Genomic DNA, 15,327 nt, shown 5'->3' with positions numbered 1-15,327 from the left:
CAGCCACTCGCCCTGGAACGCCCCCTGACCGCCGCCGACCTGCTGGCGAGGCCCCTGAACTACGCGGGGAACGCGTTGCGCAGCTCCCGCTTGAGCACCTTGCCCGAGGCGTTCTTCGGCAGGGCGTCCACGAACACCACCCGCTTGGGCGTCTTGAAGGAGGCCAGCCGCTCCCGCAGGAATGCGATCAGCTCGTCCTCGGTCACCCCCGCCCCCTGGCGCAGGACCACCGCGGCCGTCACCGCCTCGATCCACTTCTCGTCCGGCACCCCGAACACCGCCGCCTCCGCCACCGCCGGATGCTGGTAGACGGCCTCCTCCACCTCGCGGCTGGCCACGTTCTCGCCGCCCGACTTGATCATGTCCTTCTTCCTGTCCACCACGGACAGGTAGCCGTCGGCGTCCATGACGCCCAGGTCACCGCTGTGGAACCAGCCGCCCCTGAACGCCTCCGCGGTCTTGCCGGGGTCGTTCCAGTAGCCGAGCATGGCGTGCGGGCTGCGGTGGACGATCTCGCCGACCACGCCGGGCGGCACGGGCCTGTCCTGGTCGTCGACGATCCTGGTCTCGACGTTGAGTGCGGCCCTGCCGGCCGAGCCGAGCCGGGTGAGCTGCTCCTCCGGGCCGAGGATCGTGGCGACCGGGGCCATCTCGGTCTGGCCGTAGAAGTTGAACAGGCGGACGTCCGGCAGGCGGGTGGCGATCTCCTTGAGCACCTCCACGGGCATGATCGAGGCGCCGTAGTAGCCCTTGCGCAGGGACGACAGGTCGCGGCGGTCGAAGTCGGGATGGCGCAGCAGACCGATCCAGACGGTGGGCGGGCAGAAGAGCTTGGTGGCCCGCTCGCCCTCGATCGTGGCCAGGACCGCCGCGGGGCTCGGGCCGGGCAGGATGATGTTGGTGGCGCCGAGGTAGATGCCGGGCGTGAGGAAACAGTGCAGCTGCGCGCAGTGGTAGAGCGGGAGGGCGTGCACCTCGACGTCGTGGTGGCTCATCTCGCCGTCCACGACGCACGTGACGTACTGGGCGATCAGGCTGCGGCTCGACAGCGTGGCGCCCTTGGGGCGTGACTCGGTGCCGCTGGTGTACATGAGCTGGATCGGGTCGTCGTCGGCGATCTCCACCTGCGGCTCCGACGCGTCGCCGAAGGCCGCCCACTCCGCGAACGGCTCCCAGCCGTCCGCCGACCCGATCACGCCGCGCACCCTGACCTGCGGGCCGACGGCGGCCTCGGCCACCGGGAGGAGCGCCTTCTCCACGAGCATGCCGGTCGCTCCAGAATGCTCCAGGATGTACGCGACCTCTGCCGATCCGAGCATGAAGTTGATCGGCACGGAGATCGCGCCCAGCCGCGCCAGCGCGAAGTACGCCACCACGAACGCGTGATTGTTGTGACTGAAGACGGCGAACCGGTCGCCCTTGCCGACGCCGCGCGCCGCCAGCGCGTTGGCCGTGCGGTTCACCGCGAGGTCGAGATCGGCGTAGCTCTGGCGCAGGTCGCCGTACACGATGGCGGTCTTGGCCGGGTAGCGGGCGGCGGAACGACGGAGGAGATCACCGATGGCGTGCCGGCGAGTCGTCATGCGGGGCTTCCCTTGTGATCGCAGAACGATTTGGGCGATCGTACCCTGCGGCGGGCTCAATCCAGAGGATCCCACGCAATGCGGTCGTAGTGGTCGAGCAGGCGGGCCATCAGCGCGTCGTCCTGGGGCAGCGGCACGTCGTCCACCCGGCCGACCGGCCACACGCCCCAGGAGTTGCAGAGGAAGACCTGGTCGAAGCCCGGCAGGTCGGCGACCTTCAGTGGCCGCCGCTCCTGCGGGACGTCGATCCGCTCCAGCAACTGCATCGTGATCCCGTGCAGCATCGGCGCGTCCGGCCAGACCAGGCGGCCGCCGGCGAAGCCGCCCAGGTTGGTGATCGAGCCCTCGCTGATCAGGCCGTCCTCGGTGGTGAGGAGCGCCTCGTCGAAGCCCTCGCGCCGGACCAGCCGCCCGACGTGGGCCTGCAGCATGCCGGACGCCTGCTTGATGTGCGGCAGGAAGCGCTGGTACGCGACCGGCTTCACGCTCTGCGGGCGGGTGGGCGCCTCGTGGGGCGGGGCGGCGTTCGCGATCACGTGCGGGCGGTCGGTCTCCACGACGTACACGCGCACGCTGGCGTCCCGCGCGTCGCCGAGCACGGCCCTGATGGAGCCGAGCACCGCGGCGCGGTCGAGCGGGACGCCGAACAGCTCCGTGCCGGCCGCCTCCAGCCGCGCGAAGTGCAGCTCGAGCCCGCGCACCCGGCGATCCCTGACCTGCATGGCGGTGAAGTGGCCGTAGCGCGCGTGCAGCATGAAGCGCGCGTCGGCGTCCACCAGCCTGCCCTCGATGGCAGCGCGTTCCGTCACGTGATCTACCTTACGAACGCTCCGACCGACCAGCGAACCGGGCGGTTGGTGTGCCCGCCCCAGATGCTGATCTTCCCGGTGATCGTCACTCGCTTGCCCTTGGGCACGGCGAACTCGCTCATCGCCATCGGGTACGAGCCCTTCTTCCAGACGCCGCAGTTACCGCTCGACTCCTGGCCCTCGACCTGGATCCTGAACCACAGACGCGAGGCCAGGTCGCCCGTGCAGAGCTGGTCGACGCCGAGCTTGCCGCTCCCCGACCGCACCGCGAGAGTGAACGACGAGTCCCGCGGCCACACGCCCGTCGTGGAATCGGCCAGCTTCATGCCGCCGGCCCGAGCGGGGAACGCCCCGACCGGCCCCGGCTCGACCGGCTCGGCGGGCGGCGTCCACTCGTAGACGGCCAGGCTCCAGTTCGCTGGGCGGGGTTCGATCGGCACGCACGGGCCGTCCTTCTTCCGCCGCGCGCATCCCCCGCCGACGCGGATCGTGTCGAACGTGACGGTGACCTCCGTCACGCCGCGGGGCACGGTCAGCGGGAACATCGACATCTCCTTCGAACACGGCAGGGAGCCCGGGCCTGCGGTGACCTGGCCGTTCACGAGAACGGCCGGCGTATCGCTGCGGGGGTCGCCGTCGCACCGCCCGGCCACCTCCAGCGGCTTGCCGGAGACCGTGACCTTGACCGAGGTCTTCGTCTCGCCCTTCGCCTTGAGCGCGGTGGCGGCCAGGCGGCGGTACTCGGTGCCGTCGCCGGAGGTGAACGACTCGGGCAGCCGGCCGGGCTTCGCGGTGCTCCCGGTCTGGGCCGCCGCCGTCGTCTCCCGTTCCCGTGGCGCGGCGGGGACCAGGTAGACGCCGACCGCGACCGCCGCCACCACCGCGGCGCCCGCCGTCACCCGCCTGCGCAGCCTGGTCCGGCGGATGCGGGAGCGGACCTGCTCGTGCCGGTACGGGTTCGCGGGCGACGGGGCCTCGGCCTGCTCACGCAGGACGTCACGCAGGTCTTGCACGGTCATCGGTGCAGCTCCTTCACGATCGACTCGTCCACTCGCAGCTTGGCCAGCGCCTTCGCGGTCTGGCTCTTGACCGTGCCCTCCTGGCAGCCCAGCACCCTGGCCACCTCCGCCACCGGCAGGTCCTCGTAGAAGCGCAGCACGATCACCGCGCGCTGCTTGGCGGGCAGCCGGCCGACCGCCTGCCACAGCTCCTCGCGCCGGCCCTCGTCGTCGTGCGCGGGCCCGTCCGGCAGGTCGCCGCTGGGCAGCTCCCTGCGCCACCTGCGGCGCCACCAGGAGGTGTACGTGGTCACCAGCACCCTGCGCACGTACGCCTCGGGCTCGTCGATGCCCGGCCAGGCGAACCACGCCTTCGCCAGCGACTCCTGCAGCAGGTCCTCCGCCGCCGCCCAGTCGTGGGTCAGCAGGTACGCGGTACGTAACAGCCGATCCGACCTGGCGACCACGAAGTCCTGAAATATCGCCCTATCCGCCAACTTGAACTGCCTCCTGTCAGAGCCTGCCGACGGTAGTGACGCATCGACCGCGACACGAGGTTGCCCGCCCGCCCAGGTTCCCGAAAACCGCCGCGGGACAGCCACTGCTCACCGAAGGGCGCCGCGGTCCGGGGTCAGACCGAGCCGGCGCGGGTCACCGTGAAGGGGGCCAGTTCGCCCAGCCCGCGCACCGACAGCCGGTTGACCTCCCGGAGCCGGAACGCCCGGTCCCCTTCGAGTTCCTCCGCGAACTGCGGATCCGCCAGGATCGTCCCCGGCAGCGACAGGGCCGTGAGCCTGCTGGCCAGATTGACCGTCGTGCCGAACACGTCCCCCATGCGCCAGATCACCGGCCCGGCCGCCAGCCCCACCCGCAGCTCGGGCATGTCCTTGGTTCGCGCGTGCGTCTCCACCAGCCGCAGCGCGATCTCCGCCACCACGTGTGCCTGGTCGGCCACGAACAGCACGGAGTCGCCCAGCGTCTTGACCACCCGCCCGCCGGTCGAGGTCACGATGTCGGCCGAGCGCCCCTCGAACCTGTCGATCAGCCTGGCCAGCTCGGTCCCCGTGATCTGCCTGCTCAGCCGGGTGAACGCGACCAGGTCGGCGAAGCCGACGGCCAGGCGTACCGCGCTCATGTCCTGCTCGGCGATGCGCCCCGCGGCGGCGGCAAGCTGGCGCTGCCAGGTGTAGACGAGCAGCCGCGCGAGATCGGGCACCACCCGCTCGGCCCGCCGCCGCCAGGCCCGCGGGCGCTCGGCCAGCGGGACGCCCGCCTGGTCGAGCGCGTCGACGCCCATCTCGGCCTGCGACTCGGCCAGCCGGGCGGTCGCGCTGCCGAGCGAGCGGGCCACGAGCAGCATGTGCTCCTCGTCGTAGATGCCCGAGCGGACCATGGCGAGCATGGTCTTGAGCGCCTCCACGTCGGAGTCGGTGAACTCGACCGCGTCGTCGGCCACGTTCGCGAACCCCAGGGCACGCCAGTATCGCCGCGCGCGGTAGACCGGCACCCCCGCCATGTCGGCGACCTGGTGGCTGGTGTAGCGGCGCGGCTCGCGCAGAAAGGCCTCTGTCAGCCCGTCCCCATCCACGCGCTCCACGCAGGCAAGATAACACCCGGTTCCGTCCAGCCGGACCTGGGCTGTCCCAGGCCGGCACGACTTGCGAAAGGCGTCCTGCGAAAGGCGTCCTGCGAAAGGCGTCAGTCCAGCAGGGCCAGGAGGGCGGCGCGCTCGCCGGCCGGGACATAGCCCGCGTAGTAGTCGTACATCGCCTTCCTGGACAGCCGGGCGGCCAGCGGGCCGTCGCCCGCCCGCATGGCATCCAGCACCTCTTCGTGGTGCCGGATGCTCTGCCGCATCAGCGCCTCCCGGTCGTCCGCGTCGGCGATCTTCTCCGAGACCAGCTTCAGCACGATCGAGCGGACCACGTCCATGCAGATCTGGATGAGCTTGTTGCCGCTCGCCCGCGCCACCACGTCGTGGAAGGCCACGTCGGCCTCGCCGAACGCGTCCTGGCCCGCCTCCACGGCCGCCCGCATGGCCGCGACGGCCGAGGCCATCTCGGCGAGCTGGGCATCGGTGCGCAGCCGCGCGGCCAGCAGGATGGCCGAGGAGTCGAGCACCATCCTGAACTGCACCAGCTCGGCCAGCGACAGCTCCGACACCCTGGCCAGCGTGCTCATCGACTTGTGCAGCGTGGCGGGCGAGAACGGCAGCACCTCCGCGCCGTTCGGGTCGCCGGGCCGCGACCGCACCAAGCCGCGTGCCTGGAGCACCCGCAGCGCCTCGCGCACGGTGGAGCGGCTGACCGAGAACTGCACCATCAGCTCCCGCTCACTCGGCAGCCGCTGGCCCGGTGAGAGCGCGCCGCTCTCGATGGCCTCCTCGACCTGCTCCACCACCCGCTCATAGGCGCGTACGGTACGCACCGGCTCGAAACGCGGACCACCCATGAAAGCCCCCTTGACCCGAGCCGCCGTCGACTGGCAATGTGCGTAGCCTACTGGTCCGACCAGTGCACTAGCCAGGAGGCTGTAAGACATGAGGCGAATCGGGATCTGGATCGCCGCCGGCGGTCTCCTGCTGGGCACGGCCGCCTGCGGCGGCACCTCCAGCGGCGGCGGCAGCTCCACCCCCAAGACCCAGACGCTGTCCGTCGGATTCGTGGCCGAGCCCGCGAACCTGGACTTCACCTCGACCGAGGGCGCCGCCATTCCCCAGGCGCTGCTGGTCAACGTGTACGAGGGCCTGGTCAAGCTCGACCAGGACGGCAAGATCGTGCCGCTGCTCGCCGAGAAGTGGGAGGTCTCGCCCGACCGGAAGACCTACACGTTCACGCTGCGCAAGAACGTCAAGTTCAGCAGCGGCGCGCCGTTCACGGCCGACGACGTGGTGTTCTCGCTCGACCGGGTGAAGACGGACTGGAAGCTCAAGATCAAGGCCCAGCTCGACGTCGTCGACAAGGTGGAGAAGAAGGACGACTCCACCGCTGTCGTCACGCTCAAGAAGCCCAGCAACGGCTTCCTCTACTCGATGGCCACCAGGCTCGGCGCCATGTTCAGCCGGACCGGGGTCTCCGACCTGGCCAACAAGCCCGTCGGCACCGGCCCGTACACGCTCGGCTCGTGGCGGCGCGGCGACTCCATCCAGCTCAACCCGAACGCCTCCTACTGGGGCACCAAGCCGTCGCTGTCGTCGATCACGCTGAAGTACTTCAAGGACGCCACGGCGATGAACAACGCGCTGCTGACCGGCGGCATCGACGTCATCTCGGCCGTGCAGGCGCCCGAGTCGCTGCAGCAGTTCGCCGACCCCAACCGCTTCCAGACGGTCGAGGGCACCACGAACGGCGAGGTCGTGCTGTCGATGAACAACAGCCGCCCGCCGTTCAACGACAAGAAGGCCAGGCAGGCCGTCCGCTACGCGATCGACCACAAGGCGCTGCTGGAGACCGCCTGGGCCGGGCGCGGCCAGCTGATCGGCTCGATGGTGCCGCCCACCGACCCGTGGTACGAGGACCGCACGGGCGACTACCCGTACGACCCGGCCAAGGCCAAGGAGCTGCTCGGCGGCAAGACGCTCAGCGTCAAGATGCGCATCCCCAACCTGCCGTACGCGGTGGCCAGCGCCCAGGTCGTCAAGTCGCAGCTCGCCCAGGTGGGCATCACCGCCGAGATCGAGCCCCTGGAGTTCCCGGCCCGCTGGCTGGACGTGGTGTTCAAGCAGGGCGACTACGACCTGTCCATCATCAACCACGTCGAACCCCGCGACATGGGCATATTTGCCGACAAGTCGTACTACTTCCACTACGACAACCCCGAGTTCGGCAAGCTGCTCGCCTCCGCCGACGAGGGCACCGAGCAGCAGCAGACCGACGACCTGAAGAAGGCCGCCAAGCTGCTGTCCGACGACGCGGCGGCCGACTGGCTCTTCCTCTTCCCCAACCTGATCGTGGCGAGGAAGGGCGTCACCGGGCTGCCGAAGAACGCCATCGCCGAGTCCTTCGACTTCACCGCGCTCGCCAAGCAACAGTGACGCTGTATCTGATCAAGCGCCTGGCGGTGCTCGTCGCGAGCACCGCCGTGGCCGGCGTGGTGGTGTTCGCTTTCATGGCCCTGCTGCCCGGCGACCCGGCCGAGGTCGCGCTCGGCGTGAACGCCACCCCGGAGGCGGTGGCGGCGCTGCGCAAGCAGTTCGGCACCGACCGGGCGCCGGTCGCGCAGTTCCTCGACTGGTTCGGCGGGCTCCTCCAGGGCGACTTCGGCACCTCGTACGTGACGAGCTCGCCCATCGGCCCGCAGATCAGCGACCGGCTCGGCGTCACGGCCGTGCTGGTGCTCGGCGGCATGGCGGTGGCGCTGGCCATCGCGGTGCCGCTGGGCACGTTCGCGGCCGTGCACCACCGCAACCCCCTGGGCGCGGCCATCAGCGCGGTCAGCCAGGTCGGCATCGCGATCCCGGCGTTCCTGGCCGGCATCCTGCTGGTGTTCGTGTTCGCGGTGCAGGCCCAGGCGCTGCCGTCCGGCGGCTACGTGCCGATCGCCGAGAACCCGGGGGAGTGGCTGCGCAGCCTGCTGCTGCCGTGGTTGTCGCTCGGGCTCGTGCAGGGCGCCGTGCTCACCCGGTATGTGCGCAGCGCCGTGCTCGACGTGATGCGCGAGGACTACCTGCGCACGGCCCGCGCCAAGGGCCGGGGCAGCACCGGCGCCCTGTGGCGGCACGGTCTGCGCAACGCCTCGATCCCCGTCGTCACCGTGCTCGGCCTGCAGCTGGCCACCCTCCTGATCGGGGCGGTCGTGGTCGAGCGGGTCTTCGTCATCCCCGGCCTCGGCGACCTGCTGCTCAACGGCGTCGCCGGGCGTGACCTGCTGCTCGTGCAAGGCGTGGTGATGGTACTGGTGGCAGCCGTGCTGCTGATCAACTTCGTGGTGGACGTGGCCTACCACCTGCTCGACCCGAGGCTGCGATGAGGGGCCGGATCAACGCCGGGCTGCTGGTCGGCGGCGTGCTCGTCGGGCTCGTGGTGCTGGCGGCCGTCGTGTCGTTCTTCTGGACGCCGCACGACCCGACGCTCGTGGACGCCGCGCGCAAGCTCCGGCAGCCGGGCGAGGGCTATCTGCTGGGGGCCGACAAGTTCGGCCGTGACACCTTCAGCCAGCTCATGGTCGGCGCCAGGACCACCCTCTACGTCGGCATCGTGGCCGTCGGCATCGCCGCCGTGATCGGCACGCCACTCGGCGTGGTCGCCGGGATGACGCCGCGCGGCTGGCTCTCCGAGCTGATCATGCGGGTCAACGACCTGGTGTTCGCGTTCCCGGCGCTGCTGCTGGCCGTCATGCTCGGCGCGGTCTACGGGCCGGGCACGCTCACCGCGATGATCGCGATCGGCGTGGCCACCGTGCCCGCGTTCGCCCGCGTGGCGCGCGCCGCCACGCTCCAGGTCATGGTCACCGACTACATCCTCGCCGCCAGGGCCGCCGGGCGCGGCCGCACGGCCATCGCCGTGCGGCACGTGCTGCCGAACATCGGCTCCGTGCTCATCGTGCAGTCGTCGGTGTCGTTCGCGATCGCGATCCTGGCCGAGGCGGCGCTGTCGTTCCTCGGCTTCGGCACCCGCCCGCCGACCCCGTCCTGGGGCCGGATGCTGCAGGAGTCGCAGGAGCTGCTGTTCTCCACCCCGCGCCTGGCCCTCTGGCCGGGCCTGGCGATCGCGCTGGCCGTGCTCGGCTTCAACCTCCTGGGAGACGGCCTGCGCGACTACCTCGACCCGAAGCTCAGGAGGATCCGTGCTGAGAGTTGAGGGCCTGACCGTACGGGCGGACGAGCTGGAGCTGGTGCGCGAGGTGTCGTTCGACATCGCGCCCGGCGAGCGCGTCGGGCTGATCGGCGAGTCCGGCTCCGGCAAGTCGCTGACCGCGCTGTCGCTCATGGGCCTGCTGCCCGAGGGCGTCACCGCCACGGGCAACGCGAGGATGGGCGAGAACGACCTGGTCGGCGTGCCGGAGAGCCGGTTGAAGCGGCTGCGCGGCCAGGACGTCTCCATGGTCTTCCAGGAGCCGATGACCGCGCTGAACCCGCTCATGCGCATCGGCGCCCAAGTCGCCGAGGTCATGACGCTGCACGGCCGCAGCCGCCAGGAGGCCCGTGAACGCGCGATCCACCTGCTGGAACGCGTACGCCTGCCGGAGCCTGCGCAGATCGCCCGCGCCTACCCGCACCAGCTCTCCGGCGGCCAGCGGCAGCGCGTCATGCTCGCCATCGCCCTGGCCAACGAGCCCGAGCTGCTCATCTGCGACGAGCCCACCACGGCGCTCGACGTCACCGTGCAGAAGCAGATGCTCGAGCTGATCGCCGAGGTCGCGCCCGCGCTGCTGTTCATCACCCACGACCTCGCCGTCGTCGCCTCCGTCTGCGAGCGGGTCCTGGTCATGTACGGCGGCCGAGTCGTCGAGAGCGGCCCCATCCGCGAGGTCTTCACCAGGCCCCGCCACCGCTACACCGAGGGCCTGCTGGCCGCCTCCAAGCTCACCCCGCGGGGCACCCGGCTGCCCACCATCAAGGGCAGCGTCCCGCCCGCCGGACAGTTCCCCGGCGGCTGCGTCTTCCGGAACCGCTGCCTGGACGCCACCCCCAAGTGCGAGAACGTACCGGCGCTGACAGGAGACGGCCATGCCCACGCATGCTGGCACCCCGCTGATTGACGCCCAGCACCTCAGCCGCGTCTACCACCGGCCCCGCACCTCGCTCACCAAGCCGGGCGCCGCCGTGCAGGCGCTCAAGGACGTCTCGCTCGCGGTGGGACGGGGCGAGCGGTACGGCATCGTCGGCGAGTCCGGCTCGGGCAAGTCGACGCTGCTGCGCCTGCTCTGCGGCCTCGACCAGCCGACCAGCGGGTCCATCCGCTTCGAAGGGCAGGAAATAACCGGCAGGCCGGAGCGGCGGCTGCGCTTCCTGCGGGAGAACCTGCAGATCGTCTTCCAGGACCCGATGAGCTCGCTCGACCCCCGCATGCGCGTGCGCGACCTCGTGGCCGAGCCGCTCGTCGCGCTCGGCCTGCCGGTCGGCGACCGCGTGACGGAACTGCTGGAGGAGGTCGGGCTGCCCGCGTCGGCCGCCGAGCGGTACCCGCACCAGTTCTCCGGCGGGCAGCGGCAGCGCATCGCCATCGCCCGCGCGCTCGCGCCCCGGCCCAAGGTGCTGGTCGCCGACGAGCCGGTGAGCGCCCTGGACGTGTCCGTGCGCGGGCAGATACTCAACCTGCTCGCCGACCTCGTGGACGAGCTGGGCCTCACGCTCGTGTTCGTCTCGCACGACCTGTCCGTGGTGCGGCACGTGTGCGAGACGGTCGCGGTCATGAGCCGCGGGGAGATCGTGGAGAGCGGGCCGGTGGACGAGGTCTGGGCCGCGCCCGCCCACCCCTACACGCGTACGTTGCTGCAGGCCGTACCGACTCTGGAGGGATTGTTTTGATCGACGTCGATGCCGGCGGAGTGGTGGAGTTCACCCAGGCGCTGGTGCGGATCCCCAGCACCAACGACCCCGGACGGCGTGAGCGGGCCGCCGCCGACCTGGTGGCGGCCAAGATGCGGGAGTGGGGCTGGCAGCCCACCGTGTACGAGGTCGAGCCCGACCGGCCCAACGTGGTGGCCGTGGTCGAGGGCGGCGGCGGTGACGGGCCGACACTGATGTTCGAGGGCCACACGGACGTGGTGACCGAGGGCGACCTGTCCACCTGGACCGTGGACCCGTTCGGCGGGGAGATCCGCGACGGCAAGCTGTGGGGGCGGGGCAGCGCCGACATGAAGTCCGGCCTGGCCGCCACCCTGTACGCCACCCGGGCGCTGCAGCTGGCTGGACCTTTCCCCGGGCGGATCAAGGTGTGCGCGCTGGCCGACGAGGAAGGCCTCATGATCGGCGCGCACCACTTCGTCTCCGAAGGGCTCACCGCCGACGTGGACGGCGCCATCGTCGCCGAGCCCGAGGCGGGCGAGATCTGCGCGGTGGCCAAGGGGGCGCTGCGGCTGCGGGTGGACTTCGCCGGCAAGATGGCGCACGGCGCCATGCCCCAGCACGGCCGCAACCCCCTTCCGGCGGTGGGCTCGCTGCTGGTGGGGCTGCGGTCGCTGCAGGAGGAGCTGCAGGGCCGCCATCCCGCGCACGAGCACCTCGGCGAGGTGTACGTCACGCCGACCGTGCTGCAGGCCGGGTCCGAGGAGCAGGTCAACGTGATCCCGGCGGCCGCGTCGGTGTTCGTGGACGTGCGGACGATCCCCGGCGTCGAGCACAAGCTGATCGCCGACCGGGTGGCCGCCCTGGCCGCCTGCGACGGGATCGCGGCCGAGGTGTCGGTGCTGGTGGACCGGCCGCCGGTGGACGTGCCCGTGTCCGACCCGGTGGTGGCCGCGCTGGCCGCCGCCCACCGTTCCGTCACCGGCGCGGAGCCGGTCTACGGCGGGGTGCCCGGGTCCACGGACGGGACCGTGCTGACGCACTGGGGCGGCGTCCCCTCGGTGGTGTACGGGCCCGGCGGAAAGTGGATCGCGCACCAGGCGGACGAGTTCGTGGAGGTCGCCGAGATCGTCCAGTGCACCCGTGTCTTCGCCGAGGCGGCCCGCCGGTTCCTGAACGGCGACTTCTGATGCGTCCTGGTCCTGCCAACTCGCTGGCCGACGTCTCCGGTCTCCGGGTCGGCCACGCGCAGCGGGCGGAGGGCGGCTACCGCACGGGCACCACCGTCGTCCTGGCCCCTCCCTCGGGCGCCGTGGCGGGGGTCGACGTGCGCGGTGCCGCGCCCGGGACCCGCGAGACGGAGCTGCTTGACCCGCGCAACCTGGTCTCGCGGGTCCATGCCGTGGTGCTGAGCGGCGGGAGCGCGTACGGGCTCTCGGCGGCCTGCGGGGTGGTGGACCGGCTGGCGGACGCGGGCGTCGGTTACCCGGTGGCCGGCGGCGTGGTGCCCATCGTCCCGGCCGCGGTCATCTTCGACCTGGGGCGCGGTGGCACGTTCCGCGCCGTCCCCGACGCGACGTTCGGCACGGCCGCCTACGACGCGGCCCTCGCCCCTGACGGCGGCTCACCGCTCGATGGCGCCGTGCCTTTGCCGAACGGGTCGGTCGGGGCGGGCACGGGGGCACGGGCGGGCGGCCTGGCCGGCGGCGTGGGGAGCGCGAGCGTCGTGCTCGCGGACGGCACCACCGTGGCCGCCCTCGTCGTCGCCAACCCCGTGGGGTCCGTGCTCGACCCCGTGGACGGCACCCTCGCAGGCGCCCGGTACGGCCTCCCGGGCGAGTTCGACCACCTCCAACCCCCGCTCCAGGAGGAGGTCGACGCCTGGCACCCCGACAACGCCCCGTCGTTCAACACCACCATCGGCGTGGTGGCCACCGACCGCACCCTCACCAAGGCCCAGTGCGGCAAGCTCGCCGCGGTCGCCCACGACGGCCTGGCCAGGGCGATCAGACCGGCCCACACCATGACCGACGGCGACACCATCTTCGCCCTGGCCACCTGCGCCCGCCCCGAACCCGGCCACGACACCCTCCAAGAGCTCCTGGCCGCCGGAGCCGACGTGTTCAGCCGCGCCATAGCGCACGCCGTCCTCGCCGGTACCGGCCGCGAGGACGCGCCCGCGTACCTCGACGTGTTCCCCAGCGCCCAACGGAAGCGATCATGACCATCGACACCGCATGGCCGTCCGGCCTGCCCATCGGGGACGGATGGGTGGAAACGGCGGAAACCGACGACATCACCTTCCCCTACGACGGCTCCGTGGTGGCCGAGGCCCCGCGGGGCACGAAGGCCCTCGCCGAGCGGGCCGTGGAAGAGGCGCTCGCCGTGGCGCCCGCCATGGCGGCGCTGCCGTCGCACGCCCGCCGCGCCGCCCTCATGAAGGCCCACGACGCCCTCGAGGCCAACCGCGAGGAGTTCGAGCGCCTGCTGGTGCTCGAGACCGGCAAACCGCTGGTCGACTGCAAGGTCGAGGTCGCCAGGACGCTCGTCACCCTCGCCACGGCCGCCGAGGAGGTCGCCAGGCTGCACGGCGAGACGGTACCGCTCGACCTGCTTCCCTCGGGCGAGGGCCTGATCGGGTTCTGGACACGCCGCCCGATCGGGGTGGTCGTCGGGATCACCGGCTTCAACTACCCGCTGCTGCTCGCCGCCCACAAGATCGCTCCCGCCGTGGCCGCGGGCTGCCCCGTCATCGTCAAGCCCGCCCCCGCCACCCCGCTGGCCACCCTCTGGCTGGTGCACCTCATCCGCTCGGCGAACGCGCTGCCCCCGCAGGCCGTGCAGCTCGTCACCGGCGACGTCGAGGTCGGCCGGACGCTGGTGGAGGACCGGCGGATCGGCGCGGTCTCGTTCACCGGCTCGGCCGCCGCCGGGCACGCCATCGCCCGCAACGCCGCACCCACGAAGGTCCTGCTGGAGCTGGGGTCGAACGCGGCGCTCGTGGTGGCGGCCGACGCCGATCTGGAGGCGGCCGCCGACGCCGTCGTGCGCGGCGGCTACTACGCCTCCGGCCAGGCGTGCATCTCCGTCCAGCGGGTGCTGGTCGAGGAGCCCGTACGCGAGCGGTTCGTGTCCCTGCTGGCCGAGCGCGTCAAGCAGGTCACGGTCGGCGACCCCCGCCTGCCGGACACCCGCGTCGCCCCGCTCATCGACCAGGCCGCCACCGACCGCGTGCTGGAGTGGATCGCCGAGTCGGGAGGCGAGCCGGTCACGGGCGGGCACCGCGAGGGCCGCGCCATCGCCCCGACCGTGCTCGCCGGCGTCGGCGACGGCGCCGCCGCCTGGGGCGAGGAGATCTTCGGGCCCGTGGTGGTGGTGCGCTCGGTGCCCGACCTCGACGCCGCCTTCGCCGCCGTCAACCGGTCCAGGTACGGTCTGCACGCGGCGGTCTTCACCCGGTCGCTGGCCACCGCCTTCGCCGCGATCGAGCGGATCGAGGCCGGGGGAGTGGTGGTCAACGAGGTGCCGGGGTTCAGGGCGGACAACATGCCGTACGGCGGCGTGAAGGACTCCGGCATCGGGCGCGAGGGGCCGCGCTTCGCCATCGAGGAGCTGACCGTGACCAGGATGGCGATCATCCGGCCCGCGTGATCGTCGTCCTTGAGACGGAGGGGCTCCGCCGCGACTGCGAAGGAGCCCCAGAAGATGTGGCTGTGCGGGCGTCAGCCGGCTTCCTGGGTCCGGCTGAAGTGGAAGGGGCAATGCGTGCCGCCCGTTCCGATGGTGGTGCGGCGATCGAACCGGAAGCCGTGCCTGCCGGGTGCGATGGCCTCGATCCAGTTCGCGTCGAACGCGCACATGACCGGGGTCAGTTCCGGCGCAGAGTTGGCGACCAGAACGTCGTGGTAGAAGCACCGGCGCACGTCGACGTGATAGCGCTTGTCGTCGTCGTCGACCGGCCGGTCGAAGACGAACCCCTTCCCGAACGCGTGCTCCTCGCGTGATTTGCTCACCTCCACCATGGCCAGGAAGGCGTCCGGCGCGTTGTCCAGCATCGCCCGGGTGCCTTCCTTCACGGTCTCGCCGAGCGGTTCGATGAATGACGCGCGGACGACGGCGATGGCCGTCTCCTGGCCCAGCCTGGGCAGGAGGAACTCGTGGGCGGCCACCAGGGCCAAGGTCATGCGCAGGTTGTGGCGGGCGGGCTCATCGACGATCAGGTGCTGATTCGCCGCTTCGAGCTCGCCCTGACGCGCCCGCATGGCGGTCGTGAGATCACCGGGAAGCGCGTGCTCACGCAGGGTCGCGGCGAGATGGTCGTAGAACGCGTCGAGGAGCAGCGTCGTGTCACGATCGGGATCGGGGACGTAGTCACCTTCGGCGAGCCCGAACTGGTCGGTGGACATGATGGTCCTTTCGTGTACGGCTCGGCGCGTACACGACCGTGATCCCGCGTGGAGGCGTGACTGGCCGTGCTCGCGACCGAGCGA

Annotated in this window: 15 protein-coding genes; 8 read left to right on the top strand and 7 right to left on the bottom strand. The window is 71.6% G+C overall.

Translation table 11 applies throughout. The features are described 5' to 3' along the window. Positions 1 to 59: 59 nt before the first annotated feature. The 6 genes from ABN273_RS34990 to ABN273_RS34965 all read right to left on the bottom strand — a co-directional run bounded on the left by ABN273_RS34990 (position 60) and on the right by ABN273_RS34965 (position 5,841). Positions 60 to 1,583, bottom strand: a complete 1,524-nt coding sequence (locus ABN273_RS34990; protein ID WP_349453382.1) for an acyl-CoA synthetase — start codon at positions 1,581 to 1,583, stop codon at positions 60 to 62. A gap of 56 nt (positions 1,584 to 1,639) precedes the next feature. After that, positions 1,640 to 2,392, bottom strand: a complete 753-nt coding sequence (locus ABN273_RS34985) for an aminotransferase class IV (RefSeq protein WP_349453381.1) — start codon at positions 2,390 to 2,392, stop codon at positions 1,640 to 1,642. Positions 2,393 to 2,397: 5 nt separating this feature from the next. Beyond that, complete coding sequence (locus ABN273_RS34980) at positions 2,398 to 3,411, bottom strand: hypothetical protein (RefSeq protein ID WP_349453380.1); 1,014 nt, start codon at positions 3,409 to 3,411, stop codon at positions 2,398 to 2,400. Continuing rightward, entirely contained in the window at positions 3,408 to 3,887 is a 480-nt protein-coding gene (locus ABN273_RS34975) for a SigE family RNA polymerase sigma factor (protein WP_349453379.1), read from the bottom strand. The genes ABN273_RS34980 and ABN273_RS34975 overlap by 4 nt, the downstream gene beginning before the upstream one ends. A gap of 134 nt (positions 3,888 to 4,021) precedes the next feature. Further along, positions 4,022 to 4,987: an adenylate/guanylate cyclase domain-containing protein gene (locus ABN273_RS34970; RefSeq protein WP_349453378.1), complete on the bottom strand. Its 966-nt coding sequence runs from the start codon at positions 4,985 to 4,987 to the stop codon at positions 4,022 to 4,024. A 101-nt stretch (positions 4,988 to 5,088) separates the two neighbouring features. Continuing rightward, a complete protein-coding gene (locus tag ABN273_RS34965; protein WP_349453377.1) occupies positions 5,089 to 5,841 on the bottom strand; it encodes a FadR/GntR family transcriptional regulator in 753 nt (250 codons plus the stop codon). Between the two features lie 88 nt (positions 5,842 to 5,929). Here ABN273_RS34965 and ABN273_RS34960 point away from each other — a divergent pair, with 88 nt between their 5' ends. Genes ABN273_RS34960 through ABN273_RS34925 form a run of 8 tightly spaced genes read left to right on the top strand, consistent with a single transcriptional unit; the run spans position 5,930 to position 14,488 of the window. Continuing rightward, positions 5,930 to 7,423 (top strand): ABC transporter substrate-binding protein, encoded by a 1,494-nt coding sequence (locus ABN273_RS34960; RefSeq protein WP_349453376.1) that lies wholly within the window; start codon positions 5,930 to 5,932, stop codon positions 7,421 to 7,423. After that, entirely contained in the window at positions 7,420 to 8,358 is a 939-nt protein-coding gene (locus tag ABN273_RS34955) for an ABC transporter permease (RefSeq protein ID WP_349453375.1), read from the top strand. Before ABN273_RS34960 ends, ABN273_RS34955 begins: the two co-directional genes overlap by 4 nt. Next, complete coding sequence (locus ABN273_RS34950) at positions 8,355 to 9,188, top strand: ABC transporter permease (RefSeq protein ID WP_349453374.1); 834 nt, start codon at positions 8,355 to 8,357, stop codon at positions 9,186 to 9,188. The genes ABN273_RS34955 and ABN273_RS34950 overlap by 4 nt, the downstream gene beginning before the upstream one ends. Beyond that, positions 9,175 to 10,089, top strand: a complete 915-nt coding sequence (locus ABN273_RS34945) for an ABC transporter ATP-binding protein (RefSeq protein ID WP_349453373.1) — start codon at positions 9,175 to 9,177, stop codon at positions 10,087 to 10,089. Before ABN273_RS34950 ends, ABN273_RS34945 begins: the two co-directional genes overlap by 14 nt. Further along, the gene (locus ABN273_RS34940; protein ID WP_349453372.1) at positions 10,058 to 10,858 is read left to right on the top strand and encodes an ATP-binding cassette domain-containing protein; all 801 of its coding nucleotides are present in this window, start codon (positions 10,058 to 10,060) and stop codon (positions 10,856 to 10,858) included. Before ABN273_RS34945 ends, ABN273_RS34940 begins: the two co-directional genes overlap by 32 nt. Further along, positions 10,855 to 12,027, top strand: coding sequence for a M20 family metallopeptidase (locus ABN273_RS34935; RefSeq protein WP_349453371.1), 1,173 nt, complete (start codon positions 10,855 to 10,857; stop codon positions 12,025 to 12,027). The genes ABN273_RS34940 and ABN273_RS34935 overlap by 4 nt, the downstream gene beginning before the upstream one ends. Then, positions 12,027 to 13,061, top strand: coding sequence for a P1 family peptidase (locus ABN273_RS34930; RefSeq protein ID WP_349453370.1), 1,035 nt, complete (start codon positions 12,027 to 12,029; stop codon positions 13,059 to 13,061). The genes ABN273_RS34935 and ABN273_RS34930 overlap by 1 nt, the downstream gene beginning before the upstream one ends. Further along, positions 13,058 to 14,488, top strand: a complete 1,431-nt coding sequence (locus ABN273_RS34925; RefSeq protein ID WP_349453369.1) for an aldehyde dehydrogenase family protein — start codon at positions 13,058 to 13,060, stop codon at positions 14,486 to 14,488. Before ABN273_RS34930 ends, ABN273_RS34925 begins: the two co-directional genes overlap by 4 nt. A 71-nt stretch (positions 14,489 to 14,559) precedes the next feature. Here ABN273_RS34925 and ABN273_RS34920 read toward each other — a convergent pair whose 3' ends face one another. Continuing rightward, entirely contained in the window at positions 14,560 to 15,243 is a 684-nt protein-coding gene (locus ABN273_RS34920; RefSeq protein WP_349453368.1) for an L-2-amino-thiazoline-4-carboxylic acid hydrolase, read from the bottom strand. Between the last annotated feature and the right edge of the window lie 84 nt (positions 15,244 to 15,327).

The organism is Nonomuraea sp. B19D2, assembly GCF_040137845.1.
Classification (GTDB): Bacteria; Actinomycetota; Actinomycetes; order Streptosporangiales; family Streptosporangiaceae; genus Nonomuraea.
Note: the sequence above shows the minus strand (reverse complement) of the source record. Positions and strands in the feature narration are given on the sequence as shown.

Bases quoted from the DNA above. Each gene is read 5' to 3' on its own strand.
- ABN273_RS34990 (WP_349453382.1), bottom strand. From the start codon at position 1,583: ATGACGACTCGCCGGCACGCCATCGGTGATCTCCTCCGTCGTTCCGCC.
- ABN273_RS34980 (WP_349453380.1), bottom strand. From the start codon at position 3,411: ATGACCGTGCAAGACCTGCGTGACGTCCTGCGTGAGCAGGCCGAGGCC.
- ABN273_RS34965 (WP_349453377.1), bottom strand. From the start codon at position 5,841: ATGGGTGGTCCGCGTTTCGAGCCGGTGCGTACCGTACGCGCCTATGAG.
- ABN273_RS34960 (WP_349453376.1), top strand. From the start codon at position 5,930: ATGAGGCGAATCGGGATCTGGATCGCCGCCGGCGGTCTCCTGCTGGGC.
- ABN273_RS34950 (WP_349453374.1), top strand. From the start codon at position 8,355: ATGAGGGGCCGGATCAACGCCGGGCTGCTGGTCGGCGGCGTGCTCGTC.
- ABN273_RS34940 (WP_349453372.1), top strand. From the start codon at position 10,058: ATGCCCACGCATGCTGGCACCCCGCTGATTGACGCCCAGCACCTCAGC.
- ABN273_RS34930 (WP_349453370.1), top strand. From the start codon at position 12,027: ATGCGTCCTGGTCCTGCCAACTCGCTGGCCGACGTCTCCGGTCTCCGG.
- ABN273_RS34925 (WP_349453369.1), top strand. From the start codon at position 13,058: ATGACCATCGACACCGCATGGCCGTCCGGCCTGCCCATCGGGGACGGA.
- ABN273_RS34920 (WP_349453368.1), bottom strand. From the start codon at position 15,243: ATGTCCACCGACCAGTTCGGGCTCGCCGAAGGTGACTACGTCCCCGAT.